This window comes from Atopobium minutum 10063974, from assembly GCF_000364325.1.
GTDB classification, from domain to species: Bacteria; Actinomycetota; Coriobacteriia; order Coriobacteriales; family Atopobiaceae; genus Atopobium; species Atopobium minutum.
This window is the reverse complement of the sequence record NZ_KB822533.1, coordinates 332359-359112: the sequence shown is the minus strand read 5'-3', so window position 1 is coordinate 359112 and position 26754 is coordinate 332359. Positions and strand designations below refer to the sequence as shown.

Genomic DNA, 26754 nt, shown 5'->3' with positions numbered 1-26754 from the left:
ATGGCAGTGCAGCACATTGGTATGATCAGCCAAAAATCCAAGCGTAAATAAGTAAAAATGAGCCGCTAGAGTACACCCCAACGGCTCATGAGAATCTAGCATTTCTGCGCACGAGCTACCAAGCGCATAGGTAATTACGTTTCCTACGACTGCTTCCTCTTTTTACGAAGCACCCACGCAAAAGCAGCAGACGCTGCAGATACAAACAACACGGGAACAATGCTGCTATTTGCATCACCTGTCTTTGGAAGAATACCTATCACAGGTTTTGTCTTAGCGGGTATGGTGGCGTTTTTCACCTCAAACTTAAGGAGTACTTTGTCTTTTTCTATCTTGATAGACAAAGGCTTTTGATCAAGTTCATAGCCTTGTGGGGCTTTAGTTTCTACCAGTGTGTAGTCGCCGTATACAACATCCTTGAAGGTAGCAATGCCATCGTCACCGGTAGTTTGGGTGTCAACAACCTTGTCTCCCTGACGTAGCTCAAACGTAGCGCCAGCAAGTGTCTTAGTCGCATCTTGTGCATCGGTCTTGGTGACAGTTACCGTGCCTTTGATCTTGGCATTGGTTGCATCTACATTGACCGTCTTACCGTTCTCGGAGATAGCTACAGGCTTAGCGGTTTGCTCAAGGACATAACCTTCTGGGGCTTTGGTTTCTACTACGGTGTAGTCACCATAGATGACATCCTTGAAGGTTGCTACACCGTTATCACCAGTAGTCTTAGTATCAACAACCTTATCGCCTTGGCGTAGCTCAAAGGTGGCGCCTTTAAGCTTGATATGCTGATCAGCACTGTCAGTCTTGGTAACAGTAACAGTGCCTTTTATTTGCTCGTCTCCAAAGGTCACCTTTGCAACCTGATCTTGGGTTTCAATCTTTACAGACTGTGGTGTTGAATCAAGTAGGTAGCCTTTAGGAGCAGCGGTCTCCACTATGGTGTAGTCGCCATACGGAATATCGGTAAATGTGAGCACACCCTTATTGTTAGTTGTACCCTCGCGTACCTTAACGCCATCTTTTCTGAGTTCAAAGGTGGCATTTGGTAAAAGTTTCTTGGCATCCGTCTTATCAGTCTTAGAAATCTCAATGCTACCGTGGATTCGCGTATTGGTAACAGTTGCCACGGTGTAACTCAACGCCTCGCCAGTCCGTGCGTCTTTAGATTCCTTAGTCTCATATGTATACGAATCAGCATAGCCCTCAGGAACAGATGTTTCCTTAACCGTGTACTTGGCAAGAGTATTAGTAGCAGGATTGTTTACAAGGAGATCTGTAAAAGAGGCTTCCCAAGGACTAGCATTTGCGCCAGCAAGAGAAGCTACCGATATTTCCTGATTATTAAAATTCTTAGCAGCTTTGCCGTCCATAAGAAGCGAAACCTCTACCGGATCATGTGTAATACCGGTGCCATCTGTGCCATCGGCATTTTTGCCCTCAACCCAAACCTTCTTTACATAAAGTTTGGTTGCCCGCGAAAGACCAATATTAAGGCTCGTGGCATTTTTCTTGTCTATAGAAACGCCCTCTACCGTAGCTGTAGTTTGATCATCAGAGGCAGTCATTACCATATCGCCCTTTGTTGGCGAGAAGCGCACAAAACTCCCAGCGTCTGCAGACTTAGGATCAGTGGGGTTATATGCCTTGATAGTGTAAGGCTCAAGCTCACCAGAAGCAGTCGAAGGCCAAGTCTTAAGACCCTTAAACTCATAGGCTCCTGTTTCATCCGTTACGGCTGTGTCCATCAGTTTGCCGGATGAATTATAGAGCTCAAGCTTAACACCAGAGACAACGTGAGCTTTCTCACTTTCATCCATCGTGCCATCAAAGTCTGCATCCACCCAAGCAATGCCCCTTAGCACACCAGAAGTGGGGGTCATGGCTACGGGCTGACCATAGCGATAGCCCTTTCCAGAACCGAGGTCCCGCAAATAAGCTGGTGTGAATACATCAACAAGCTTCTTTTCAAAATCCTCGGGAGCAACGTCACGCAACGTTAGATTGAATTTAAATTCTTGACTTGTGCCAGCATTAAAAGCGCGATCCTTGGGGGAAGAAATACGAACAAAGTTAACGGCGTCCCAGTCTTCTTGTGTCCAAGAAGCAGTATTGCTCTCATCGGTCCACTCAAAACTATCCCAATCGAGCGCCTGTGAAGTTGGCTTTATATTTTTTGCATACGAGATGGTATAGCCTTCGGGAAGCTGACTCTTAAGCCCTCCATTAAGGAATAAGTCGAACTGAAAGGCACCGTTGGGCTGGAGCGCCTTGCCCCAGTTCTGATCTTTTTTCGGCACAGGCCAGTACATCGTCAGGCCGTTGGCGTCCGACTGCGTGGGATTGTTCGCGACCAAACGATAGTCGACGGTGCTGTTGGCGCCTATCAGGGTCTTGGACATACCGTCGTAGGTGACATACGACGTATCGAGCTGCGTCGCCATCTTGGCGGCAGACCGTACGACCAGATCGGTCGGAGCGCTGACGATCCATCTTCCCATGGGACGGCCGATCATGTCTTCGGTACTGCCGTTGCCGTTCAGATCCCACTTGTCTTTGACCATACCCGAACCATAGACGAGATCTTCGTCGGTATCGGTATCGTATTCGAGCCACATCAGCTGGGTATACTCGCCCGGCACGTCCTTCGCAGGATCGGAGGCGAAGCTTACATGAAGCGTGAAATCAGCAGTATACGCCCAGTACCCCGCGTTGATGGCATAGGGGATCGCCTCGGCAGACTCTTTCCAGTACACCGACGGACCGTAGGCGCGCGTATCGTATATGTCTTGGGCGGACGTGAGTTTGGAGAAGTCGAGCTTATAGACCTTCGCCTTGGGATAGACCTCCTTCAAGGCGTCGGATGCCGGTACCTCCGACACGTCGGGCTGCTTGAGGCTCATGTTGTTCGGATCGGCACCCTTTTGCAACCAAGCGTCCTTGGAGCCAGTGGAACGGTAGGTCATATTGAAGCTCAGATCATCGCCCAAGGGGCTGATGTAGTACATAGCCTTATGCGTCTGGATGCCCCTCGCACAGCCGTCCCAAGTCGGCGTGAAATAACTGAAGTACTGGTCACGAATCGTATCGCCCACCACAAACTCGAGCGGATATGACGTTCCATTATGCCAACCGGTTACCGGGCCATGACCTTGGATGAAGCTCTTGCCGGTAAAGGCAGTAAAAGTGTGACCGATGGTCACATGATCCGCCGAGCGGCCGGGATATTGGAACACGACTTCACCCTTGCCGTCGCCGAAGTCCCACTTGTATTGATTGCGATACGTCCAATCCGGCTCTTCCGCACCCGTGTTCTCAATACGGATGACGGTCTTGAACAGAGATGGATCGTCTCCCCAGCGGCCCTTTTCACGCACCTCATTGGTAAGGACGTTGCCGAAGAAAAACAAAGATCCGTCTTCCTCTGTGGTTTCTTTGCCGGTAGCGCTCCTTCCCCACGCAGTCAGCGGAGTCCGAGCAGGGATGGTATCGATCTTGTATTCGATATGCTTAATATACATGCCCTCAACGTGCTTGCCCAATACGTCTTCCACGCGGAAACGCTGCTTGAGCTTTGATGCCTCGATCGTATAGTCCGTAGTCTCGTCGGTTTTGCTGTTCCAAAGGGTGACCTTGAAATCGCTCACCTGGGTGGGCGGGGTGCCGTCCTTCTTCTTGCGAGAGATTAGCGGGAGCGCCTGCGCCGTCACACCAGCGATCTTGGTGTCGTTGACATCGTAATCGATGATGATGGTTTTGTGCCGGCTATTTCCCGTGCCGCGGTTTCCCACCGTAAAGTAGCCGAGGGTGCGCTCCTGCGTATGCTCGAAGCCAGGACCTCCCAGGTATACCTCGTTATCGGCGATATAGCCTTCCCACCGCTCTAGATTGGTATCCTTAGCGACGAACGTACTGTTTGCATACACGTCTTCTTGGGGTTCGACGATCTCGTACCTCATCGTCTTAAGACGGCTTGCATCGTAAGGCAGGTAGGCGCTTTGGCCCGTCGGGTCGTAGTACTTCACCCCTACATCAAACTGGCTAATCTCTGCGATGCTCCCTACGGGGAAGTCCTTTTTGGGGAAGCGCCACATGGGGTTGAATTGATATTGATCGGCGATGACCGGGGTGGTGATGTTGTCTTTGCGCTCCCACACGTAGAGTTTCTTGCCGGCAGGAACGGTATATTCAACGCCGGTGCTCATGGTGAACTTCTCGCCCGGGCTCAGAACCTTGAGGTCTGCCTCTTTTACGCCATAGTCCTCATCGGGGCTGTAGCGACCAAGATATTCCGCTTTCTCCGGGACGAGCATCGCATAGAAGTAGTCTTCGAGCACACGCTTTACGCCCCAGCCGTCATCCAGATTGGCCATCCAGGAAACATTGTGGCCGGTACCGCGAGAATCATCCAAACCAACCTCGATATTGCCGTTTCTGTTCAAGAGCTGGGAGTAATCCCCCCCGAAGCCGATTTTTGAAAGCGCAGCCCGCTTGGTGACCTCGATATCGGCGCTGAGTCGAAATGCGGTCGGAGCCTCACCTTCCTTGGTGTAGTTCTGGGTGACGGTGATGGCATCGGAGATGGATGCAAGGCCCGTATCGTAGGTCTGAAGGCCCATGGGCACGTCGAAGGTGACTTCCTGGGTGGTGTCCTGGAACTTCAGCGTAAGCGTGCCCGCGGATTTCCAGTTGTACACCGAAACGGGCTTCTTGGAATCCTCGGTCTGCTTATTCGGGGTGATGATGCCGTCTTTCTGAAGCTCTCCGTACCAGCCCGCTGTCGTGTCGAATTTGAAGCTCGAATTATTCCAATCCATGCCGTAGGTCAAGGCCACGTCGATGGACTTATCAGATGCGGAGGGGAACACCGCATGGAGACGCAGCTTGAATTGCTGACCCTTCGGAAGAGAGAGTACGGTCTTGGGGTCACTAAGTGATCCGTAGTTGGTTTTGCCGTCTGTAGATACCAAACGCGCTTCTATGACGGGTTGGTTTGTTGCAGCAATAGAACGGTCTTCTGCTGCGGTTGTTGCAGAAGTGGGTGCAGACGCAGCAGGCTGAGGCTGCGTTGGAGCCACTGATGGCTCATCCGTTGCAGACGCTGGTGCAGAAACAGAAGTATCACTACTGGTTGCTAGCTGCTCTAAAGCTGTTGACAGTCTGGGAATACCCCCCTCCCGCTCTGTTGCCATGGCAGCACTCACAGGAAATGCCAACTGCATAATAAGCAGTGCAGTAAGTAAAGATGAAATAAACCGTTTAGTACTACCCATAGATATTCCCTACTTATAACGTATTTAAAAGTTATATATATTAATCCTAGTATTATAAGCAACTTAAAACAAGGCTATATATTGCTGTACGATGCTTATAATGCGCCATGTGCCCATAAATGTCTGCGAACGGTTCTTTTGAGCAAAACGCATACACTGCTGCCTGTGCTGCCATCTGTACTCGTGCATGCAGTGCTCAAAAGAGGCCAAGAAGAATCTTCTTGGCCTCTTGCATATACGCTCTTATGGCTGGTAATAAAGCTTACTCGGCTGCGTCTTCCTCAGTTGCTTGCTCTGCAGATGCATCCTCTTCAGGCTGAGAAGTAGCCTGCTCTGCAGCCTTTTTCTCAAACTCAGCAGCACGCTTGGCCTTCTCGGCAGCCTTAGCCTCTGCAGCAGCCTTCTTAGCAGCAGCCTGCTCTGCAGCTTTAGCAGCCTTAGCGGCCTTGGCCTCTTCGGCCTTCTTAAGCTGCTGTGCAGCTGCACCGCCAAACTTATCAGCAAAGCGCTGTACACGACCACCGGTATCTACCAGCTTCTGCTGGCCGGTATAGAAGGGGTGGCACTTATCGCACAGATCAACCGTTATCTCACTTTTAGTAGCACGGGTTTTCCAAGTGTTACCGCAGGTGCAGCGAACTGTGCACTCTACATACTCTGGATGAATACCAGTTTTCATATAAAACTCCTTCTAACGGCTCTGGTTTCCGACCAGAGCGAATGCATTCCAGCTGTATCTGGAACATACAGGGTTGGAATAGTATCACATATACCCGTCTTGTGCAGCGAGTTCATGGATATTGCACGTGTTGTGCACAGACTCTTATGATACTTATACAATTACGGCGGTACATATGACAAGGAGTAGCACATGTTATTAGCTGTAGATTGTGGCAATACCCAAACCACGCTTGGTGTATTTGATAATGAGGGCACACTTGTGCATCAGTGGCGTATGGCAACTAACACCGCAGACACAAAAGACCAGCTCCATAGCCTTCTACACAGCTATTTTGCCATGGTGGGCATGAGCCTGTCTGACGTAACTCACGCAGCTATTGCCAGCGTAGTACCCGTGCTTTCTCAAGAGTGGCAGGCTTTGCTATGCCGAATATTGGATACCAAGCCCCTTATAATAGACGCCCATCTAGACTGTGGACTTAGCGTTGCTCTGGACAATCCCTATGAGCTGGGTGCAGACCGTATTGCCAATGCAGTGGCCGCTAGAACAAGGTATGGTGCGCCCGTTATTGTGGTAGATTTTGGCACTGCAACCAACATTGATGTGGTAGATAGCACTGGTGCCTTTGTGGGCGGCTCCATCATGCCAGGGCTTATGCTGTCTGCACAAGCGCTTTTCTCGCGAGCTGCCAAGCTGTCTAGCGTGCCGCTCATTGCACCCAAACACGCTTTGGGCTCCAATACAGAAACCGCGGTACAATCCGGTTTGATACTTGGATCTGCCGCTATGGTAGAAGGACTGGTTGGGCGCATTCAAACAGAATTGGCCGAGCGCCACCCTCACGCACAGCGCGCACAAGTCGTAGCTACCGGCGGACTTGCTGCAACCGTATCCAAAGCCACCGCCGTATTTGACGTGGTAGATGCAGACCTTACTATTTATGGCATCTATCAAATATGTAAGCAGCAGCAAGTCTAGGATGCGGGTCGCACCGATGCCTGCTCTGGTGCAATCTCATGTTCACGTCCCTGAGCATCCAGCACCGTTACTCGTCCCCAAATATCCATGCCCGCAAGCATACCCGTTACAGCCACGCGCCCATCGGGTAGCACCACCTCTACGTTCTGAGCAAGAAGATCCATCTGGTCGTAATACTCATTAAGTACCGAGACAATAGGACCCGCAGCAGATCTGCCAGAAACAATCATTTGTTCCCAAGCATCTACGCGATCAAGCACCGCCGTACCAATAGTGGTGGCAAGCTGCTCGTACTCAAGGTTAGCGAGAACATCCGACAAAAAAGCTGGAGCAGCAGGACGAGGAGAGCCATCAAAAGAACTGGAGATACGCTGTGCCAGCTGCGGGTTTTGATTGACATTAAGATAGATTCCGCAAACAGCAAAAACGCCTTCGCCCCAACCAGCTTCTACAAAAACACTACCCAGCTTATGTCCGTTATACATGAGGTCATTTGGCCACTTGGGACGTACATCCGTAGCGCCAAGACTGCGCAGAGCATCAAGAACCCCCAAGGAACACACCGTTGTTAACCCACTTAGATATGCCATCCCAACCTGTGGGCGCACAATAAGCGCTATGTGTAAACAGCCCTCTACCGAATGCCAGATTCGTCCCATGCGCGCCCGACCTTCTTTTTGCAACCCGCTATAGAGCAGGGTTGCGTGAGGAGCGCCTTCTCGGGCGCGATCTTTGGCGGTCTCTATACTATTTTTGCAGGTAGACAAATAGGTAGCCGACAAATGCTGCATGTATATTCCTCTTTTTATTATGCGAAAGCCTTACGTAAGCCCCGCCATGTACGCTAGTCCCACTCAAGAACGCCTAGATCTTCTCGAACTAAACCAACACGCTGTTCCTCTGGCAAGATTGATACGCCAGCATGCGCTAGGAAGCGATCAGGATCACGCATAATATCCTCCATAGGAACCAACACATAATCCCGCTCACCCAAACCAGGATGTGGCAAACTCAGTCGTTTGCCTGCGTGAGTTTCCCCTTCCATCCATACTAGATCACAGTCAATGGTGCGCGGGCCATGTCCTTTTTGGTCTGCCGGACGCTGACGATGCAGCTGGTTTTCTATCCCTAAAAGCTGTTCGAGCAAAACCATGGGGGCAAGCTGAGTCTTTATTTCTGCAACAGCATTTGCGACGGGCGTTGCAATGCCATAGGCAGGTTCCGTCTCATAAGCATGACTTACCGTTACGACACAGGTAAGGGGAATGGCGTTGATAAGAGCGCACGCCTTAGCAAGGTAGCCAATGCGATCTCCTACATTAGAGCCAAGCGCCACAAAGGCACGGCGCTCATCGGGGTGGGCAATCGTCCAATAGCTGGTAAGCGCCTCGTACGCTGCTGCTACATCATGCACGCGCACAATACGAGCACCTGCTTCTACCGCTGCAATAATCACGCCAACCGTGGCGTTGTCACGTGCAGATGCCTGCGTTACCCCAGACACAGCACCCACAAAGCGCTTACGAGAAACAGCGCACAGCACGGGATAGCCCATAGAGACCATCTTGGTAGTAGCGCGCTGGATAACTACATCCTCATCTGCTAATTTGCCAAAGCCAGGACCTGGATCAATCACAATACGACTACGATCCACTCCAGCACGAGCAAGGGTACGAGCCTGGTCACCCAAAAAGCCCATAACATTGCGCATGATGGGAGCGGAGTCGGGCGTGGCAAACCTACGACTACCAGACAGACGTACAGTTGGAGCACTTGTAACACCACCGGCAGCAGACTGCTGCATGAGCGCATCGAGCGAGGAGTTTTTATCTGCACTGCTGTCCGCTGCATCTGTGTTGGCTGCGGCAGCCTCCACGGGTGTATCGGCAGAAGAATTGGTAGTGGTGGAGCCACAGACAGAAGAGCTGGGAGCACCCGCGGAAGAAGAACTTGCAGCAGCCACAGAAGGTTTTGATCCGGGCGCGCTATCAAGGACCACCGTTTGGCGCGGTGCGTGCTCGGCCACTTCTCCAGCGTGCATAACCACTACGCCCGCGTTACTATCTGCAGCTACCTGCACCATGGCGGGATCAGTAAAGCCCGTTACATCATTGATAATGGAGGCGCCCAAGCGCACGCACATACGCGCTACCTCGGCATGGCGGGTATCTACCGAGACAATCGCGCCAGCTGCCACCAATGCGCGGACCACGGGCACAATGCGCTGAGCCTCCTCTTCGGGACTGACGGCCGTAAAGCCAGGGCGCGTGGACTCTCCGCCCACATCAATGATATCCGCGCCTTCATCCAACATCTGCATGCCGCGTGCAATAGCGGCATCGGTATCCGCATATGCTCCTCCATCGGAAAAAGAATCGGGCGTTACATTGAGTACGCCCATAATGCGCGGGCGCGATAAGGAAAGTTCATGTGAGCCGCAGCGCCATAGTGCCGTATTGTCTCGTAACATAGATGCTCCTTTTTAGTTCTTGTGTATCGATTGTACCCGCCTTAGTTTTTGGGGTACAACTCCTAACGTGAGAAAACACAGCATGTAATCAAGAATGCTTGGAAGGATTTGTATTGTGAGCACTCAAGCCGCTATTGCCAACGCAAATACCGCAGCAAAGAGCCGTGACCATCGCTTTATCTCTTGGAATGTCAACGGCTTGCGCGCTGTTATGAAAAAAGATCCCGCTTTTGACGCCATCTTCGCCTCCTTGGATGCGGACATTTTTGCTATCCAAGAAACCAAATTGCAAGAGGGCCAGATTGATCTAGACTTGCCCGGCTACACACAAACCTGGAACTATGCACAGCGTAAAGGTTACTCCGGTACCGCCGTTTTTTCTAAAGAAACTCCTTTACAGGTAATCCGCACCATTGGCGCCCAGGAAGCCGACAACGAGGGCCGTGTGTGTGCGTTGGAATTTAATGCGTTTTGGTTTGTTGATGTATACACCCCTAATGCACAAAATGAACTCAAGCGCCTAGACGTACGTCTTGCCTGGGATGAGGCGTACCGCAACTTTCTTTCTGAGCTGGCTCGCGATAAACCCGTAGTAACTTGTGGCGATTACAATGTTGCCCATCAGGAAATTGACCTAAAAAATCCTGCCGCCAACCACATGAATCCTGGCTTTTCTGACGAGGAGCGCGAGAGCTTTACTAAGCTGCTAGAGGCAGGTTTTGTCGATAGTTTTAGGCATTGCCACCCTGACACCCTTGATGCGTACAGCTGGTGGAGCTACCGCATGCGCGCACGTGAACGCAATGTTGGCTGGCGCATTGACTACTTCTTAGTTTCTGAGTCACTTGCTCCAAAGATTACCAGCGCTTCTATCCTGTCAGATGTGTTTGGTAGCGACCACTGCCCTGTGGAGCTTACGCTAGCCTTGTAGCACTCTTAAAACAGCTGTGTTGCCTGCGGCATAACGCCACTGCGCTCAAGAGAGCTCAAAAACGCTTGAGCGCTGCGAGTTGCTACAAGCTCTTCTGGAAAATGAATCTTGTTGAGCATCTGGTAGACATTCTCAAACTTACCAATTTCACCACAGAAGTGTGCATCGCTGGAGATCACAATCTGCGTGCCCAGTTCTGCCGCACGCTCTGCAATATGCTGACAAGGTTCACTAAATTGCTGTTGGGAAGCCAAAGTATGCTCGTTAATTTCTATCAGCTTGCCCAGCTCTTTTGCGCAGATAAGGACCTCGTCTACGTCAAATAAAACATTGGCGCGTCCTGGGTGTCCCAGTATGTGTACCTTGGGATCCTGCAGGGCGTTCAGGTACATCTGCGTGGTTTGTGCTACAGATGCTCCCTGCGCAAAATCGCGATTATGCACGCTTGCTACCACATAGTCCAGCTGGCTAAAGACCAGCTCTTTGAGTGTGGGAACAACATGATAGGCAGAACCAGTAATATTGGTAGCAACGCTTATATTGTGGCCAAAGAGATTACCCTCTAAGTCCACAATGTCCGCCTCAGCACCCCCAAGCAGTATTACACCATCTCGTTTGCGGGGCCACGCATGGTAATTCAAAAAATACTGGAAGTCTCGTATGTCGTAGGGTTCACCATACAGCATGGAACTAAAGTGATCCGCACTACCCAGCAGCTCCAAGCCATTTTTAGCAGCCTCATGTATATTCTCGGCAATCGTAGAATAGGCATGCCTTGAGTACAGGGTATGTGTGTGCACATCACAGCGACTATAGTTCATGCTGGTACTCCTGCATCACCGCGGCCCAGCCGACCATGGAATCAAGTACAGTCTGGTGTGAAACACAATAACCCAAGCGTACCCAGCCCGTACAGCCAAAGCTATTAGAGGGTACGGGTAGTAATTCATGCGCACGGCAGCGCTCAAAAAATGCCTGTGCATCTGGTTCCAGCGCTTTCAGCCACAAATAAAATGCACCTTGTGGTTCTACAAAGGTATAACCTAATCGTCGCAAACCATCTGTTAGGGCCTGACGATTGCGGTCATACGCCTCTACATTGGAGGGCTCATCTACACAGTCTGCAATAACACGTTGGAACAGTGCTGGTGCACAGACAAAGCCCAGAGCTCGACCAGACCCTGCTACCGCAAACACTAGCTGCTCGTTATATGGATTGGTGGGAGGAACCAACACCCAGCCCACGCGCTCGCCCGGCAAGGACAGAGACTTAGAATACGAGTAACACACCACCGTGTTGGCATAGATGGCAGGGATCCAAGGCACCTCAGCACCATAGCTAATCTCACGATACGGCTCATCTGCCAGCAACAAAATATCTGTACCAAAGCGCTCAGAGCGTTCCCGCAAAACAGCAGCCGTCTGCATAAGATTTTCCTGCGAATAAATAGTTCCTACGGGATTGTTGGGAGAATTGATTATAACTACCTTGGTGTGTGGGGTAAGAGCGGCACGCAAAGACTCAGGATCAATTTGGAAATCACCCTCATGAGCTGGTGCTTCTACACAACGAGCGCCCGCATGCTCAATCCACACACGATATTCGGGAAAATAGGGTGCAATAACCACCACTTCATCGCCCGGATTGATAACGGCGTGCAGCGTGATGGAAAGTGACGCTGCAGCGCCGCAGGTCAAATACAAGTCTTGCGCACGGGCAGTCTGCGCACCAAAACGGCGACACAACGAGGCAGCAAGCGCCTCTTTTACTGCTGGCAAGCCTGCCGCGGGAGTATAGCCATGCACCTGTGTTGGTGGCAGCGCGATGATTTTCTCGATAGACGCACACACTGCATTGGGGGCAGGAACGCAAGGATTGCCAATCGAGAAGTCAAAGACCTTTTGGGCGCCAATTTCTTTGCGTCGCTTTGCTGCGTATGCTGCAATTTCACGAATGGACGACTTTGCCGCACCTAGGTCATAGGACTTCTGATTAATCCTCATCGTTTGGACTGCTCTCCTTCTCCTGTACCTTCTCGGATGTGCCCTTTTGCTCTTGAGAGCTGCTGTCTTGCTCGGTGGAGTCATGCTCTTTTTGGCACTCATCCCAGGTATTGTTGAGAAGCGCCATCATAGCGTCTCCCTCTACGGTTTCACGCTCAAGCAAGACACGAGCCATAGTATCCATCTGATCACGGCAGCCGTTCAAAATCTGGGTTGCGCGCTCATGAGCCTCACGCATAATGCGCTCTACCTCATCATCAATGCGTTTAGCAGTCTCAGACGAGTAATCCTGCTTGTCTGCATAGTCACGGCCCAAGAACACCTGGTGTTGGGGCTCACCAAACACACGCGTTCCCAGCGCTTCGCTCATACCGTATCGAGTAACCATGTTACGAGCAAGCTTGGTAGCACGCTCAAGATCATTGCTTGCGCCAGTGGTAATGTCACCACAAAAGAGCTCTTCTGCCGTACGCCCACCAAGCAGCACCACAATATCATCCAGCATCTCACTGCGAGACTGCAAGAAGCGATCCTCATCCGGCAGCTGCAGCGTATAGCCCAGGGCCTGACCGCGACTCACAATTGAAATCTTGTGTACGGGGTCAGAGTTGTCCAGCAAATGACCAATGAGCGCATGTCCACTTTCGTGATATGCAATGGTCTTGCGCTCCTTTTGCGTAATTACACGACTCTTACGCTCGGGACCAGCAATGATACGCTCCATTGCCTCTTCTACCTCTGACTGACCAATAGCTTTCTTATTACGACGCGCCGCCAATAAAGCAGACTCATTCATAAGGTTGGACAAATCCGCTCCAGTAAACCCAGGTGTAAGTTTTGCCATATTGGCAAAATCAATACTGCCCTCCAGAGGCTTACCCGCAGAGTGCACCTTTAAGATTTGCTCACGGCCACGCACATCAGGACGATCAACCGTTACCTGACGATCAAAGCGACCAGGGCGCAACAAAGCAGGGTCAAGAATGTCGGGACGGTTGGTAGCAGCAATCAAGATAACGGCTTCGGTTTTCTCAAAGCCATCCATCTCTACCAGCAGCTGGTTAAGCGTCTGTTCGCGCTCATCGTGTCCGCCGCCCAGACCGGCACCACGCTGACGGCCCACTGCGTCAATCTCATCAATAAAGATAATGCAGGGTGCAGCCTCTTTTGCTTCCTTAAACAGGTCACGTACACGACTGGCACCAACACCCACATACATTTCTACAAAGTCAGAACCGGAGATAGAGAAGAACGGAACGCCTGCCTCACCAGCAACGGCCTTTGCCAACAGCGTTTTGCCCGTTCCCGGAGGGCCAACCAATAGCACGCCGCGTGGAATACGCGCACCCATATCCGAGAAACGCTTAGGCTCGGCGAGAAAATCGCGAACCTCTTTGAGCTCCTCAACAGCTTCATCAATACCAGCAACGTCCTTGAACTTAACCTTGGGACGGGTTTGCTCACTTACACGAGCCTTTGCTTTACCAAACTGCATGGCCTGACTGTTTTGTGCCATCATCTGATTGAGGAAGTACAGCACAGCACCAATCATAAGGATGGTTGGAACAATTTGCAGTAACATATCGCCAAGCGCATTGGGCTTAGACGTATCCACTACGTACTTTACTTTGGGATGCTTAGCCATCTGCTCTGCAAGAGAATCAGCACCAACATACGTGCTGGTAAAATCAGATAAAGTATCATTGTTGCCCTTATCGGAAGCAGCCTTCCAATACTTACCTTTAACGTAGCCGTCTGCATCACGATAGGTAACCTCAGACACGCGGTCATCACGAATAGCAGTGATAAGCTCGCTGGTAGCTAGCTTATCTGCCTGTTTTTGGAAGGGAAAGCCGTTTTGCAAGGCAAATACTAAATATGCAATAAACGTAATACCAATAAGTATATACGCAAGGGGAATGCGAATCTGATTTTCCCCCGTAAAGGGATCACGTGGATCACGAGGATTGCGCGGACTACGTGGATTGCGCGGTGCACCCTTCTTGTCTTTCAAACTCACGAATAAAACTCCTCTATGTTTTACCGGTATACCTTAGCTGTATACCTCGGGTTTAAGTACGCCAATATAGGGCAGGTTACGATAGCACTCTGCAAAGTCCAGGCCGTACCCAACCACAAATGCATCGGGCACATGTGCACCCACATACCGTGGTGTAACGGCAGGCCTTTTTCCCTTGATGTCCTTCTCGAGAAATGCAGCGATCTCTATGGACTTAGGATGGCGAGCGCTCAGAGCCTTGATCAAATAAGAAAGTGTAAGGCCGGAATCTAAGATGTCCTCTGCAATGATGACGTCACGGCCCTCAATCTTGGTATCCAAATCCTTGATAATGCGGACCACGCCGGAGCTTTTTGCGCCATCTCCATAGCTGGAAACCGCCATAAAGTCCACTCCGCAATCCGTTTGAATAGCGCGCATAAGATCTGCGGTAAACATAAATGCCCCGCGTAGTACGGCAACAATCAGGGGGTTCTTACCTTCATAATCAGCGGTAATTTGATTGCCCATGCACAAAACGATCTCTTTGATATCGTCTTCATTCAAAAGGACATCCGTAATATCAGGATGAATTTGCTCCATGGCCTTCCCCTTCTTAGCATTCCGCCGCATATACCGTGCTGTTCAGCTGCAACTAAGGTACAGCCAAGCCGCACATATTTACATGATATGAGTTTTTAATTCTAGCAGCACTTTTGTTTGGTCTGTACAACGGAAACGCTCATCTGCACGAACGCCCGCAACCCACACAATTGGGCCCGCTGGTTTGGTGCGAACCACTACAAGCGCGCTGCGCTCACACACAGGAATTTTTGCTTCGCCGATAAGGTCGGAGAGCTTTTTTGATTGCCCATGCATGCCCAACGGACACATCACATCCCCCGGCTGAGGGCTATCAATCCACAGCTTAGCTCCTTGTCCAACAGTGCCCACAAGCTGCGCATCTAACAAGACAGAGGTATTTTCCCACTCCTTGCCGTGTGCTCGTGCAATTTGCTGGGGGTCTGTACCTGGCTGCACCGTAATAAGCCGTGCTGTGACGCGGGTTTTATCGTCAAGCACCGCCGTATTGGGGACCGTAAGCCACTGGGGCGTACGCTGGTACGCACCTGTGTGAGCGGCGGCATGTCCATTGACGTGCACGCTGGCGTGCGTCCTGCCCTGCGCGCGCACAAACAGTATGCCAAACTCCACACGACAGTCTATGTCCATAGGCAGCGTTGCCGAACCCGCACCTTGCGCCACAATGCTCAGCACCCTATGGATGTGCTGCGCTTCTATACGACACTCGGGCTCCACCGTCTGTATCGCTCGACGCAGCACGCGGCGCGCAATTGCTACGTCCATTGCCGCAAGCTTTGCCGCGTTTAAAGCAAGAAGCCCATCTTGGCTGCGCGTTTGTATGGTACGCAGGGCCTGAGCTGCTACTTGGGACAAATACACATCCTCATCTGAAAGGATCTCGCAGGTGGTTCCTATGCTTTGGATTACCTGAGCGTTCCTCTGTTTGAGCTGTGGCAACACTTCATGACGTATAAAGGCACGCTGATAGTGCGTGTCTGCATTGGTAGTATCTTCTCGCCAGCCAATGCCGCGTACTACCAGGATTTCACAGAGCCCCTCGTGCGTGTAGTCCAACAAGGGGCGCACAATGCGATTACGTCGGCGCGGAATAGAAGACAGCCCGGCAGCGCCTGTGCCGGTAAGGGCATTGGCAAAAAATGTTTCTGCTCGGTCATTTGCGGTATGGGCGGTCAGGATTCGCGCAGCCTGACGAGGAGTGCCTAGTTGGCTAGAAAGCGTATTAGCAAGCTGATACGCTGCAGCGTAGCGAACTTCTCGGCCAGCGTTTTCTACATTGCCGCCATAGTGAGCGGCGAGGTCTGCCACCTTAACATGCACGGTCTTGCACGGGATACCAAACTGCGCACACAGCTGTTGTACAAACGCCTCATCCTGATTGGCGTCCTCTCCGCGCAGGCCATGGTTTACATGCAAGACATGCAGGCGCTCCTTTGCAATGCGCGCCGCACCTCTCCCATCCGCAATATCGAGCGTAGACGTTGCCGCCAACACCAGCAGTGCCGTTGAATCCGCTCCTCCTGACACCATAAGAACCACGGGCGCATGATCATCCCAGGCAGCGCGCCCGGAAGGACGCTCAAACGCCGTGGTATTTTGGGCATATCGGCGAGCAACGCTTGTCATGGGTCTCCTTATACAACGACCGTACTTCTTAGATAGTCACGCTTCTTAACGAGTCGCGCTTCTTAAATCGTGATTGTACCGCCGTTTTTTGTGCTTTATACCTGCTGTGTCCGAGGCTCCTGGTAAGCTACAACTACGTTGTTGAGAAAGGCTTGTATGACAAACACTCTTTTTGATGCTCAGAAACCGCAGCTTACGCTCTATATTCTAGCAAGCGGATCTAAGGGAAACGCCTGCGTAGTGGCATCTGACAGGACTAAAATTTTAATCGATTGTGGTATTTCTTATCGCGAGCTCACACACCGTGCCGCCGCGCTCAACCTTGACCTGTCTGATATTGCGGCAACGCTTTTAACCCATGAGCATTCTGACCACACCGCCGGCTTGAGTGTGTGGTGTAAGCACACCGAAGGGCCTTTGCTTACAACCAAAGGTACCGCCACTGCGCGCAAGCACTTAGCGGCGTTGCCCTTTGACATCATCGCGCGTGATGCAGATTTTGAAATTGGAGACATTCGCGTGGGCTGTTTTCCCACTTCCCATGATGTGGCCGACCCCATTGGCTTTAGGTTTGAAGCTCACGGAGATTGCGTGGGCTACTGCACGGATTCGGGCGTGCTTACGCAGGCTGCCCAGGAGCTTTTGAACGACACGCGCATTCTTGCCTTGGAGACCAACCATGACCCAAAACTGCTTGCACACAGCTCCTACCCCCTCTTTTTACGAGAGCGTATTGGTGGCGAGCGGGGCCATTTATCAAACGCTCAGGCCTGCGACGCCCTGAGTACACTGGTTACGAGAAGGACCGAGCACGTAATAGGTATGCATATATCGCAAGAAAATAACCGTCCGAGCTTGGCGGTTACAGCCCTGTCGCACGCCGTTGGTGCAGTTCCACAAAATGAAACCGGCACCCGCGCGGCCACAACCGACGGTTCCTTGCAGCTTATGTGCGCAGCTCAGGATGCCCCCGTAGCCATAGCGTAACTGGCGGCAAGCCTGTACGAGTTTATCGAGCGGCAAGCCTGTACGAGCTTATCGACAAGCCCTCCCGTCAATCACCACACGCAAACTGGGAAAACAGGTATGATATGAGTAGGTCTTATCTCTTATAGCTCATGACACCTATGGCTCATAGCATCTTTGTACGGGAGAGCGCAATGTCACAGGACAATTCTGATATGCACACCGACCAAGAGTTTCCTCTTGCAGAAAATCCTTTTGTTGACCCGCAACAAAATTCTGCCTCGCCGGCTTCTTACAACAGTGCAAAAGATGCCGCCACAAAGGATGCGAACATCCGTCACCGTAGCTATGTAAGGCCAAGCAACCCCCATCGCACCGTTGACCCTGTGGACGATCTTGCCGTGGATGATGCTTACGCACATGCTGGCCATGATTCAAACTATACCGCGCACACGAACAGCCCACTTTCTGGTCGCGCGTATCGCAAGTCCCGCAATGAGATGCCCCAGCTGCGTCATGATCTTCCCTATGGACAGTACTTGTCCATACCCAAAGGGCGCCGCACGATTTTCTCGGCACATGAACGACGCTCAAGGATTGGCTCTGCCGTTATTACCGTACTTGTCGTGACGGGCCTTGCGGTGCTTGTGGCAATTCTCTGGCATTTTATCGGCCATACGGCTGCATAGAGTATTTTTAATAGATGGCTATTGAGAGACATCTGTCTCATGCTCAAGCCATGAGCACTTAAAAAGTAAAAGGGAGCACTACCAAGGAGAGGGTACCCCCATGAAGAAATTTTTGAAGGAATTCGGCGAGTTTATAAATCGCGGCAATATGATGGATATGGCTGTTGGTGTAATTATTGGTGGCGGTTTTACAGCCATTGTAACGGCGCTTATTACCTACATCATCAACCCCCTTATTACCGCCGCAACACGTGGCACGGGCAATGTTTCTGGTCTTTCCATCCCCATTCCCGGCAGTGAGCAGGCCATTGATTTTGGTGCTTTTATCGGTGCCATTATTAACTTTTTAATTACTGCCCTTGTGGTATTTATGCTGCTGCGCGTCGTGAAATCCGCCCAAGAGGCCGCAAAGATTTTCAAAAAACAGGAGGACGATACCAAGCAGGCTGCTGCTCGTACCTGCCCTTACTGCAAGACAGAGATTGCACAAAATGCAACAAGGTGCCCCCACTGCACCTCTGTGCTGCCCAACGCTTCTTCTGATGACGTCGCTCATATGTCTGGTGCAGATGCGTAAATTGGCGTGAATGTCCCATTGGCGCAGGCGTTTAACCGACGTAAGTGCTTAACTCATGCACGTATCTATCTGGCGTAAGCCTAGTTCCACGGATCAGCTTGAAACAAGGGTTCGCGTTTGGCTGGCCTATCTGACCAGGGATCATAACCGTCATCATCTTCATTTATTGGTCGAGCAAAGCTGCGGTCTTCCGCAGCTTTCTTATTTTTTGGGTGGGTTGGCGGCTTGGATGGTTGCTTGGCTGGTGGCTTGGACTGTGGCTTAACTGGTTGCTTATCGGAACGCTTGGAATTATCGGAAGACATACGCTACTCCGCACGATACACAGTAAGGGTAACGGGTTGAGAAGCCGTTAGCGCCGTACCTTGGTCTGGAGAGACAGCAAACACAATATCAGAGTCCTTCACTGCATCAACACCCACAACAACCACGGTGGTATAGCCACGCGCATCCAGCTCCGCACTGGCTTCTCGATAGGTCTTACCAACAACATTTGGTATAACGCGAGGCTCGCTCACCTGCACCGTAATAAGTTGGCCGTGCGACTGCCTTTCACCCGGCTCTGGAGTCATGGATACCACCAGACCCGACGCACCATCTACGTAGGCCGTATCCAGGTTAACGGTAAAGCCAGCATCGGTAAGAACAGCCGTTGCATCTGCTGCATTGCGACCTCGGACATCCGGAACAACCACACCACCGATAAGCCCTGAGTTCCACGCCCCATACAAGCCGCTTAACACGGTCAAAATTATAAGAGCAAGTATGATCCCCATAATGATCTGGCGACGAAACATATGCACTTCTTTAACCTGGGAAATGGGCTGCACAGGGGCTGCCTTAGCAGAAAGATCGTTATCGTGCACATGCAGGTGGGGGTCACCGTGCTGTTCAATGCCACGCGCTAGAGCAATGCGCATGGTACGCAACCGAGCACGCATAGCACGCTTTTCTTCACGCGTTTTAGGGCGAGAATCCGAAGAGGCTAAAATGGGCTCGCTCTCCTCTACCGGGCGAACTACCACGCTATGCTCGTCATAGTGCGGAAGCACCTCCGAGGAAATTTTTTGATCTTGAGCAGACTCAGAAACACTTACTGTCTTTGCTGTGTCGGAGGTATCTGAGATATCTAAGGCGCCTGACACAGCTGACGCCTTTGGTATGTCTGTAGTAGGTGACGTACCTAACGCGTCTGATACACCTGGTGTATCCTGCACACCTTTTGGTGCTCCTGATACATCTTTTGGTGCGACCGGTATACTTTGTGCCTCAAGTGAAGCCAGTGCAGAGGCCTCTTCAGATAGGTGTTTTATCACCTTTTGGCTACACGATGGACAGTACGCCATCCCCTCGGGGATTTCTGTACCGCAGTTAGGACAAATCATAACAACCCCCGTTGGTATTTTATCAAGAAATAACCTTACCCGAAAATGCTTTAAAGTCAAAGTCACTCCATGGGAGTGGTCTACTCTAAAAACATTCAACAGGTCAAAGCCATACAAAAACAGCTACCTACAAACGTAGATAGCTGTTAGTTACCTAAGAAAACTCGCTTAAGCACGCTGAGCAATCAACTTGCCATCGTCTCCCACATCCATAAAGACCGTATCGCCTTCTGTAAGCGTTCCCTCAATAATGAGGTTGGCAACATTGTCCACTACCTGGCGCTGAATCAAGCGCTTGAGCGGACGAGCGCCATACACGGGGTCAAGTCCATCAAGTGCCAAGGATTGCAGCGCGGAAGGCGAAAGTTCAAGCTCAATACGCTCGCGAGAAAGGCGCTTACGAACATCCTTAAGCTGAATGTCCACGATTTTCTCGATATCCGAAAGACCAAGTGGCGTAAAGGTAACCACATCATCAATACGGTTGAGAAATTCCGGGCGGAAGGCTTGACGCATGGCTTCATCAATCTTTTTGGTGAGCTCTTTGGGGTCATCCGAAGCTTGAGCACCCGCAATAAATTGAGAGCCAATATTACTGGTCATGATAATGATGGTGTTCTTGAAGTTGACCACACGGCCCTGACCATCCGTAAGATGTCCGTCATCCAGCACCTGGAGCAGCACGTTAAAGACGTCGGGGTGAGCTTTTTCCATCTCATCCAACAAGATTACTGCATAGGGACGACGACGCACCGCCTCGGTAAGCTGGCCACCTTCGTCATAGCCCACATATCCTGGAGGAGCACCGATAAGGCGCTGGACGCTAAACTTCTCCATGTACTCAGACATATCGATACGCACCAAGGCACGCTCATCATCAAACAGGCACTCTGCCAGCGCCTTTGCAAGCTCAGTCTTGCCCACACCCGTGGGTCCTAGGAAGAAGAAGCTACCAATGGGACGATTGGGATCAGACAGGCCAGCGCGGCTACGGCGCACTGCAGCAGCCACCGCAGATACTGCTTCATCCTGACCGATTACGCGTTTATGCAGCTGTGCCTCAAGGTTCTTGAGCTTTTCAATCTCTCCCTGCATCATCTTAGATACCGGTACGCCTGTCCAAGCAGATACCACCGCAGCGATTTCCTCGCTCGTAACCTCCTCTTTAAGCAGTGCACCGCTTTCTTGCTTAGAGGCCAAGATCTGCTCTGCTTCATCATACTCACGTTGAAGCGTTGGAATGGTAGAATAGCGCAGCTCAGACGCACGAGCTAAATCTCCAGAACGGGTGGTGCGCTCCTCCTCACCCCGAGCATCATCCAACTGCTGCTTGAGCTGCTGCACGCGGTCGATGGCGCTTTTCTCGTTTTGCCAATCTGCCTTCATGGTGTCGAGCTTCTCGCGCACATCAGCCATCTCTGCACGCAGGGCATCGAGGCGCTCCTTACTGGCAACATCCTCTTCCTTGAGCAGTGCCTGCTCTTCTATCTGCATCTGGGTAAGCTGACGATCTACCGCATCAATCTCTGAGGGCATGGAATCCAGCTCCATACGCAGGCGACTGGCAGCCTCATCTACCAGGTCAATAGCTTTATCCGGCAAGAAGCGGTCTGCAATGTAGCGGTTGGAAAGATCCGCCGCGCTTACCAAGGCCGCATCGGTAATGCGCACGCCATGATGCAGCTCATACTTCTCTTTAAGGCCACGTAAAATAGAAATGGTGTCCTCAACAGAGGGTTCAGAAACCAAAACGGTTTGGAAACGACGTGCCAGCGCCGCGTCCTTCTCGATATATTTGCGGTACTCATCCAGGGTTGTAGCACCAATAGCATGCAGCTCACCACGGGCAAGTGCAGGCTTAAGGATGTTGCCTGCGTCCATGGTGCCTTCGGTCGCACCGGCGCCCACAATGGTGTGCAGCTCATCTATAAACAGCACCACGCGGCCGTTTGCCTGTTTGACCTCCTTGAGCACACTCTTAAGGCGGTCCTCAAACTCACCACGATACTTGGCGCCCGCCACCAGCGCGCTCATATCCAGCTCAATAACGTCATGATCCTTAAGCGTAGACGGCACATCACCAGACGCAATGCGCTGCGCCAGGCCCTCTACAATAGCGGTTTTACCAACGCCTGGTTCGCCGATAAGCACTGGGTTATTCTTGGTACGACGGCTAAGCACCTGGATGGTATGGCGGATTTCCTCCACACGACCAATAACCGGATCAAGCTTGCCTTGACGCGCCAGATTTGTCACATTGCGACCATATTGCTCAAGCGCATCAAACTGCTGCTTGTTGTCTTGAGAGGTAACGCGCTCGTCCCCGCGCAGGCTTGCATACGCTTCACGCACGCGCTTATCGGTAACGCCTGCCGCCGATAAAATATTGGAGGCATCACTTTTTACCTGGCACAAAGCACATAGCAGATGTTCCGAGGTCACGTATGCGTCATCCATGCTGGTAGCAAATTTTTCTGCAGCATCTGCTACGCGCCCAAACTCGTTGGACAGCCCCATCTGAGCAATGCCACCGGACACCTTGGGCATCCCGGCAATCTTGGCATCTACCTGTCCCTTAATCAGATGAGGATCCGCGCCAATGCGCTCCACAATGGCCTTAAGATTGTGCTCGCCACCACTCATAAGCGCCTTGAGCAAATGGATTGGTTCCACCGCGCCCGCCTGTGCCTCACTGGCAATACCAACCGACGCTTGTAATGCTTCTTGGGCAGTTACCGCCCATTTATCAATTCTCATACTCATACTCCTCTCACAATGCGGAGTCTCCGCGTGTTTTATCACTACGAAGTATTCCCCGTGAGAGGAGGTTTATTCAAAAATCTAAGTCTATCTATATAAGATTATCTAAGCACTCTCTTTTGATGAGCAAGCATAAAGGAACTGAGTTTTAAGACAGGATGAGGCTCCCAGAGCTCTCCTCACAAAGAGGCACCGTATAAAGACATTCTCTATACGGTGCTCACTCTATTTCATAGTTTGTTTTGAAGAATCTTTTGGTAGCCGTCCATAGCGCTTGAGTGCATCCCGCAGTATCCACTCAATCTGGCTATTTGAACTGCGCATTTCATCATTTGCCCAACGTTGAACAGCATCCCAGATGTCTGGGTCAATTCTTAGAGGGTATTGTTTACGTGTTGCCACAATATTTCAGCTTAGTACAAGGAGCCTGTATTAAGAACAGGTTGTGCTTCGGCTTCGCCACACAGGACAACCATAAGGTTGGAAGCCATGGTAGCCTTGCGCTCTTCGTCCATTTCTACAACGCCGTCACGAGAAAGTTGTTTAAGCGCCATATCTACCATGGACACTGCACCCTCTACGATCTTCTTTCGAGCAGCGATAACTGCCTCTGCTTGCTGACGACGCAGCATTGCTTGGGCAATCTCAGATGAATACGCAAGGTGGGTCAAGCGAGCATCACTTACAGCAACTCCTGCGGGAGCAAGCCTGTTTTCCAGCTCTTTTTGCAGCGTATCGGATACTTCTTCAATATTGGTGCGCAAAGTAATGGAGGTAGCAGCAGTATCGTCATCCTCCATGTGATCATAGGCATACACGCTCGCAACATGGCGCAAAGCCGTTTCTGTTTGCATGCTTACATAAGACTCGTAATCGTCCACGTCAAACAGCGCCTTGGCGGTGTCTGCCACATGCCATACAACCACAGTTGCAATCTCAATAGGGTTGCCCATACGGTCATTTACCTTTATGCGATCTCCATTATGGGTGCGCTCACGGACAGAAATAATAGACTTATGAAGGCTTTCTGCTGCTTCTATTTGATTAGTAAATACGTTGTTTTTGGTGCCAACCACATGTGCACCACCTAGGCTTCTTGCATAAAAAGGATTAGCCCAACGGAAACCTGTATCACGAACAGTACCCACATAATCACCAAACAGGACACATACACGGGCTTGACCAGGCTGCAAACTAAAAAACCCATTAGAAAGATTTATGGCAACAATAAAACACACAATAGAGATGACAAGTGGAATAAAATCTGTAAACCCTGGCATCATACCAAGTTCATCGATCTGAATCATCTGGGCAACAAACTGGATAAAAAAGAGAATAGCCGCAAGGAATAAAACGAGGGTCACTGCCAACATAAGCCAACCGCTTTGGGCATGTAGCTCCTTCTCGACGCTTGCGTTTGTATTTTTCTGGGACATGATGCCTCTTTCTACACGATGAGTTGCGAGCTTCTCCTATAGAAGCGCTGGACTCTATATATCGTTATGATATCACATTGGTTTCTTTATACAAGAAAAATCGGCGAGGAACGTATCTCCACCGATTTTCACTTACATGTACCCAAAACAGATTATGTACGTGCTTATGGAGCGTGCCCTATGCAGCCGCTAGTGATACTCACCAAGAAGGCCCCGCATGACTACTTCTGGACTCGAACCCTCATAGCGCGCCAAAGCGGTAATACGCTCGCGCATCTTAAGCTCGCGCACCTCATCCTCAAGCTCACGAATACGAGCACGCAAGGTGATTATCTCTTCTTCTTGCTCATGATAGCGCTCCCGCATATCCAAAATACGAATAACGCCCGCTAGATTAATGCCCTCATCGGTAAGCTTATTAATAAGGTTAATGCGCTCAATATCGCGCACGGAATATAGGCGTGTATTGCCGCGAGACCTACCAGGATTAACCAGGCCTTTTTGCTCATAAATACGCAGCGTTTGAGGATGCATACCCGTAAGTTCTGCAGCAACGCTAATCATATAAAGCGGCTTATCCTTGCCTGTAGGAAAACTATCTTCGCCCAGAGCCATACTATTTCACATCCTTTCGATACGTACGCGTATCGTCTTTGAGCAATGCCTCAAGCTCAGTGCGCTCCTTCTCGCTTAGATGCGTTGGAATCTTTACGCGGATCTCTACGTACAGCGCACCACGGCTCCCCTTGCGCTTAACATTGGGTGCGCCCAAATCGCGCAAGCGCATCTTCTTGCCATCCTGTGTACCTGCGGGAATCTTAATAGAAACCGTAGAATGCTGAGGTGTGGGCACCTCACAAACACAGCCTAAGGCAGCCTCGTACATGCTAATAGGAAGCTCTATGTGTACATCGGCACCATCGCGTTTAAACAGGGGATGCTCGGCAATATTGGTAGTAACCACCAAGTCACCGCGTGTTCCGCCATTACGGCCGTACTCTCCGCGACCCTTAAAGCGCAGTTTACCGCCCTGCACGGCACCAGCAGGAACCTTTACCGTAAGGGTTTGCTGCTCACCCGTAGAGGGGATACGATAAGTAACCTTGCGCGTTGTGCCCTCAAAGGCTTCATCAAAACTTACCTCTACCGCAAGGGATAGATCACTGCCCTTTTGGGGACGATTGGCTGCACCGCCAAAAATGCTAGAGAAATCAAATCCGCCCATACCACCACCGGCAGAGTTAATCACATCTGCCCAGTTAAAACCTGAGCCTGTGCCATTGGTGTAGGTCTGATACCTGCCGTTGCCTGGTCCGCCAAACATAAGCATTTGGTCATACTCACGACGCTTATTCTCGTCAGAAAGTACGTCATAGGCCTCGCTGATTTCCTTGAATTTCTTCTCGTCACCACCGGCATCAGGATGATAAGTACGGGCAAGCGAGCGAAACGCTTTTTTAATCTCGTCTTGGGTGGCGTTTTTCTTCACGCCAAGAACGTCGTAATAGGTCTTTTGCTTTGCCATGGAGAAGTTCGCCTCCCTTCAAACAGCTACGCCCGAGAAGGACCCGGGCGTGAGCTCTGTGTTATGTTACTCGGGCTTGTCTGCTGCTTCATCCGCAGCAGAAGCCTCATCTGCCGGCTCTTCCACAGCTGGCTCTGGACGCGTTGGCCCATTAAACGTCACGCTTACCATAGCGGGACGAATGACTTTGGTTCCCATACGGTACCCCAACTGATATACGTCGCGCACCGTATCTGCAAAGTCATTGGTATCATCCACGCGCCCTACGGCCTGATGAGCCAGGGGGTCAAACGGCTCGCCTGCGGGGTCAATGACCTCAACCCCCTCGCGACCAAGCACGTCCACAAACTTGGTGCGCACAGCATCTACGCCGCTAGCAAACGAAGCCAAATCCTCATTGCCTTCGGAAACCGTATTGGCATGAGCTAAAGCACGCTCAAGATCATCGATAACGGGAAGCAAATTAAGCACGAGCTTCTCGGTAGCTAAAGCGCGCTCCGCAAGACGCTCACCAGCGGTGCGCTTGCGATAATTTTCCCAGTCCGCCTGTATGCGAGCAGCTCGCTGCTGTGCTGTTTCTTTAGCTTCCAGGGCTTCTTCAAGCTTGGTTGCCAGCTCATCGCGCTCAGAACGGATGGTGTCTGCCTGCGCCTTCATGTCAGCCTCTGCCGCTGCTTCTCCACGACGAATTGCCTCTGCAACCAGGGCTTCTTCATCCATCTGAGCAGACGCGCCGGGGGTGGCGCTGGCCGAGTCGTCAGCGCCTGTTACCCCGTCTTGCGCTTGTGTTTGTTGCTCAAGCTCTTCGGGTTTCTCGGCATCCTTGGGCTTTTGTGTGTCCTCAGACATGTCC

The 26754-nt window shown here is 51.2% G+C and carries 22 protein-coding genes and 1 pseudogene; 5 read left to right on the top strand and 18 right to left on the bottom strand.

All coding sequences use genetic code 11. The annotated features are described in order from the left end of the window. Window positions 1-143: 143 nt before the first annotated feature. Both HMPREF1091_RS01715 and rpmE read right to left on the bottom strand, forming a co-directional pair. Complete coding sequence (locus tag HMPREF1091_RS01715) at window positions 144-5270, bottom strand: SpaA isopeptide-forming pilin-related protein (protein ID WP_002563109.1); 5127 nt, start codon at window positions 5268-5270, stop codon at window positions 144-146. A 262-nt stretch (window positions 5271-5532) separates the two neighbouring features. Further along, complete coding sequence (gene rpmE, locus HMPREF1091_RS01710; RefSeq protein ID WP_002563108.1) at window positions 5533-5949, bottom strand: 50S ribosomal protein L31; 417 nt, start codon at window positions 5947-5949, stop codon at window positions 5533-5535. 192 nt (window positions 5950-6141) lie between these two features. On the opposite strand from rpmE, the gene HMPREF1091_RS01705 reads away from it, so the two are divergent. Then, window positions 6142-6930 carry a type III pantothenate kinase gene (locus HMPREF1091_RS01705; RefSeq protein WP_002563107.1) on the top strand — a complete coding sequence of 263 codons (789 nt, stop codon included), beginning with the start codon at window positions 6142-6144 and terminating at the stop codon, window positions 6928-6930. On the opposite strand, the gene HMPREF1091_RS01700 is transcribed toward HMPREF1091_RS01705, so the two are convergent. Together HMPREF1091_RS01700 and folP are read right to left on the bottom strand one after the other, a co-directional pair. After that, window positions 6927-7721, bottom strand: a complete 795-nt coding sequence (locus HMPREF1091_RS01700) for a biotin--[acetyl-CoA-carboxylase] ligase (RefSeq protein WP_002563106.1) — start codon at window positions 7719-7721, stop codon at window positions 6927-6929. The genes HMPREF1091_RS01705 and HMPREF1091_RS01700 overlap by 4 nt on opposite strands. Before the next feature lie 53 nt (window positions 7722-7774). Beyond that, complete coding sequence (gene folP, locus HMPREF1091_RS01695) at window positions 7775-9400, bottom strand: dihydropteroate synthase (protein WP_002563105.1); 1626 nt, start codon at window positions 9398-9400, stop codon at window positions 7775-7777. 115 nt (window positions 9401-9515) lie between these two features. Here folP and HMPREF1091_RS01690 point away from each other — a divergent pair, with 115 nt between their 5' ends. Next, window positions 9516-10331, top strand: coding sequence for an exodeoxyribonuclease III (locus HMPREF1091_RS01690; RefSeq protein ID WP_002563104.1), 816 nt, complete (start codon window positions 9516-9518; stop codon window positions 10329-10331). Between the two features lie 5 nt (window positions 10332-10336). Here HMPREF1091_RS01690 and HMPREF1091_RS01685 read toward each other — a convergent pair whose 3' ends face one another. The 5 genes from HMPREF1091_RS01685 to tilS form a co-directional block, all read right to left on the bottom strand. Then, the gene (locus HMPREF1091_RS01685) at window positions 10337-11152 is read right to left on the bottom strand and encodes a phosphatase (protein ID WP_002563103.1); all 816 of its coding nucleotides are present in this window, start codon (window positions 11150-11152) and stop codon (window positions 10337-10339) included. After that, window positions 11142-12335, bottom strand: coding sequence for a pyridoxal phosphate-dependent aminotransferase (locus HMPREF1091_RS01680; protein ID WP_002563102.1), 1194 nt, complete (start codon window positions 12333-12335; stop codon window positions 11142-11144). The genes HMPREF1091_RS01685 and HMPREF1091_RS01680 overlap by 11 nt, the downstream gene beginning before the upstream one ends. Then, window positions 12325-14355, bottom strand: a complete 2031-nt coding sequence (gene ftsH / locus HMPREF1091_RS01675) for an ATP-dependent zinc metalloprotease FtsH (protein WP_002563101.1) — start codon at window positions 14353-14355, stop codon at window positions 12325-12327. The genes HMPREF1091_RS01680 and ftsH overlap by 11 nt, the downstream gene beginning before the upstream one ends. A 33-nt stretch (window positions 14356-14388) precedes the next feature. Further along, on the bottom strand, window positions 14389-14937 hold the full coding sequence (gene hpt, locus HMPREF1091_RS01670) for a hypoxanthine phosphoribosyltransferase (RefSeq protein WP_002563100.1): 549 nt from the start codon (window positions 14935-14937) through the stop codon (window positions 14389-14391). Between the two features lie 78 nt (window positions 14938-15015). Then, the gene (gene tilS / locus HMPREF1091_RS01665; RefSeq protein ID WP_002563099.1) at window positions 15016-16563 is read right to left on the bottom strand and encodes a tRNA lysidine(34) synthetase TilS; all 1548 of its coding nucleotides are present in this window, start codon (window positions 16561-16563) and stop codon (window positions 15016-15018) included. A 156-nt stretch (window positions 16564-16719) separates the two neighbouring features. Between tilS and HMPREF1091_RS01660 the strand changes: the two genes are divergently transcribed. The 3 genes from HMPREF1091_RS01660 (at window position 16720) to mscL (ending at window position 18795) form a co-directional block, all read left to right on the top strand. Then, window positions 16720-17550: an MBL fold metallo-hydrolase gene (locus tag HMPREF1091_RS01660; protein ID WP_002563098.1), complete on the top strand. Its 831-nt coding sequence runs from the start codon at window positions 16720-16722 to the stop codon at window positions 17548-17550. A 173-nt stretch (window positions 17551-17723) separates the two neighbouring features. Further along, complete coding sequence (locus HMPREF1091_RS01655) at window positions 17724-18218, top strand: hypothetical protein (RefSeq protein WP_002563097.1); 495 nt, start codon at window positions 17724-17726, stop codon at window positions 18216-18218. 100 nt (window positions 18219-18318) lie between these two features. Further along, complete coding sequence (mscL, locus tag HMPREF1091_RS01650; RefSeq protein ID WP_002563096.1) at window positions 18319-18795, top strand: large conductance mechanosensitive channel protein MscL; 477 nt, start codon at window positions 18319-18321, stop codon at window positions 18793-18795. Window positions 18796-18875: 80 nt separating this feature from the next. On the opposite strand, the gene HMPREF1091_RS08390 is transcribed toward mscL, so the two are convergent. The 9 genes and pseudogenes from HMPREF1091_RS08390 to HMPREF1091_RS01615 all read right to left on the bottom strand — a co-directional run bounded on the left by HMPREF1091_RS08390 (window position 18876) and on the right by HMPREF1091_RS01615 (window position 26750). After that, a complete protein-coding gene (locus HMPREF1091_RS08390; RefSeq protein WP_002563095.1) occupies window positions 18876-19100 on the bottom strand; it encodes a hypothetical protein in 225 nt (74 codons plus the stop codon). A 3-nt stretch (window positions 19101-19103) separates the two neighbouring features. Then, the gene (locus HMPREF1091_RS01640) at window positions 19104-20012 is read right to left on the bottom strand and encodes a PASTA domain-containing protein (RefSeq protein WP_196792747.1); all 909 of its coding nucleotides are present in this window, start codon (window positions 20010-20012) and stop codon (window positions 19104-19106) included. A 108-nt stretch (window positions 20013-20120) separates the two neighbouring features. Next, window positions 20121-20180: pseudogene (locus HMPREF1091_RS08555) on the bottom strand (zinc-ribbon domain-containing protein); the annotation flags it as partial. 168 nt (window positions 20181-20348) lie between these two features. Next, window positions 20349-22937 carry an ATP-dependent chaperone ClpB gene (gene clpB / locus HMPREF1091_RS01635; RefSeq protein ID WP_002563093.1) on the bottom strand — a complete coding sequence of 863 codons (2589 nt, stop codon included), beginning with the start codon at window positions 22935-22937 and terminating at the stop codon, window positions 20349-20351. A gap of 228 nt (window positions 22938-23165) precedes the next feature. Further along, a complete protein-coding gene (locus HMPREF1091_RS08205) occupies window positions 23166-23342 on the bottom strand; it encodes an Arc family DNA-binding protein (RefSeq protein ID WP_021736131.1) in 177 nt (58 codons plus the stop codon). Between the two features lie 11 nt (window positions 23343-23353). Further along, window positions 23354-24376, bottom strand: a complete 1023-nt coding sequence (locus HMPREF1091_RS01630; protein ID WP_002563092.1) for an SPFH domain-containing protein — start codon at window positions 24374-24376, stop codon at window positions 23354-23356. A gap of 189 nt (window positions 24377-24565) precedes the next feature. Then, complete coding sequence (locus HMPREF1091_RS01625) at window positions 24566-24991, bottom strand: heat shock protein transcriptional repressor HspR (RefSeq protein ID WP_002563091.1); 426 nt, start codon at window positions 24989-24991, stop codon at window positions 24566-24568. A gap of 1 nt (window position 24992) precedes the next feature. Continuing rightward, window positions 24993-25901 carry a DnaJ C-terminal domain-containing protein gene (locus HMPREF1091_RS01620; RefSeq protein ID WP_002563090.1) on the bottom strand — a complete coding sequence of 303 codons (909 nt, stop codon included), beginning with the start codon at window positions 25899-25901 and terminating at the stop codon, window positions 24993-24995. Between the two features lie 66 nt (window positions 25902-25967). Next, a complete protein-coding gene (locus HMPREF1091_RS01615; protein ID WP_002563089.1) occupies window positions 25968-26750 on the bottom strand; it encodes a nucleotide exchange factor GrpE in 783 nt (260 codons plus the stop codon). Window positions 26751-26754 lie beyond the last annotated feature (4 nt).

Bases quoted from the DNA above. Each gene is read 5' to 3' on its own strand.
- HMPREF1091_RS01700 (WP_002563106.1), bottom strand. From the start codon at position 7,721: ATGCAGCATTTGTCGGCTACCTATTTGTCTACCTGCAAAAATAGTATA.
- HMPREF1091_RS01715 (WP_002563109.1), bottom strand. From the start codon at position 5,270: ATGGGTAGTACTAAACGGTTTATTTCATCTTTACTTACTGCACTGCTT.
- tilS (WP_002563099.1), bottom strand. From the start codon at position 16,563: ATGACAAGCGTTGCTCGCCGATATGCCCAAAATACCACGGCGTTTGAG.
- HMPREF1091_RS01630 (WP_002563092.1), bottom strand. From the start codon at position 24,376: ATGTCCCAGAAAAATACAAACGCAAGCGTCGAGAAGGAGCTACATGCC.
- HMPREF1091_RS01680 (WP_002563102.1), bottom strand. From the start codon at position 12,335: ATGAGGATTAATCAGAAGTCCTATGACCTAGGTGCGGCAAAGTCGTCC.
- hpt (WP_002563100.1), bottom strand. From the start codon at position 14,937: ATGGAGCAAATTCATCCTGATATTACGGATGTCCTTTTGAATGAAGAC.
- HMPREF1091_RS01705 (WP_002563107.1), top strand. From the start codon at position 6,142: ATGTTATTAGCTGTAGATTGTGGCAATACCCAAACCACGCTTGGTGTA.
- folP (WP_002563105.1), bottom strand. From the start codon at position 9,400: ATGTTACGAGACAATACGGCACTATGGCGCTGCGGCTCACATGAACTT.
- HMPREF1091_RS01620 (WP_002563090.1), bottom strand. From the start codon at position 25,901: ATGGCAAAGCAAAAGACCTATTACGACGTTCTTGGCGTGAAGAAAAAC.
- HMPREF1091_RS08390 (WP_002563095.1), bottom strand. From the start codon at position 19,100: ATGTCTTCCGATAATTCCAAGCGTTCCGATAAGCAACCAGTTAAGCCA.
- HMPREF1091_RS01615 (WP_002563089.1), bottom strand. From the start codon at position 26,750: ATGTCTGAGGACACACAAAAGCCCAAGGATGCCGAGAAACCCGAAGAG.
- mscL (WP_002563096.1), top strand. From the start codon at position 18,319: ATGAAGAAATTTTTGAAGGAATTCGGCGAGTTTATAAATCGCGGCAAT.
- HMPREF1091_RS01685 (WP_002563103.1), bottom strand. From the start codon at position 11,152: ATGAACTATAGTCGCTGTGATGTGCACACACATACCCTGTACTCAAGG.
- HMPREF1091_RS01655 (WP_002563097.1), top strand. From the start codon at position 17,724: ATGTCACAGGACAATTCTGATATGCACACCGACCAAGAGTTTCCTCTT.
- rpmE (WP_002563108.1), bottom strand. From the start codon at position 5,949: ATGAAAACTGGTATTCATCCAGAGTATGTAGAGTGCACAGTTCGCTGC.
- HMPREF1091_RS01625 (WP_002563091.1), bottom strand. From the start codon at position 24,991: ATGGCTCTGGGCGAAGATAGTTTTCCTACAGGCAAGGATAAGCCGCTT.
- HMPREF1091_RS01660 (WP_002563098.1), top strand. From the start codon at position 16,720: ATGACAAACACTCTTTTTGATGCTCAGAAACCGCAGCTTACGCTCTAT.
- clpB (WP_002563093.1), bottom strand. From the start codon at position 22,937: ATGAGAATTGATAAATGGGCGGTAACTGCCCAAGAAGCATTACAAGCG.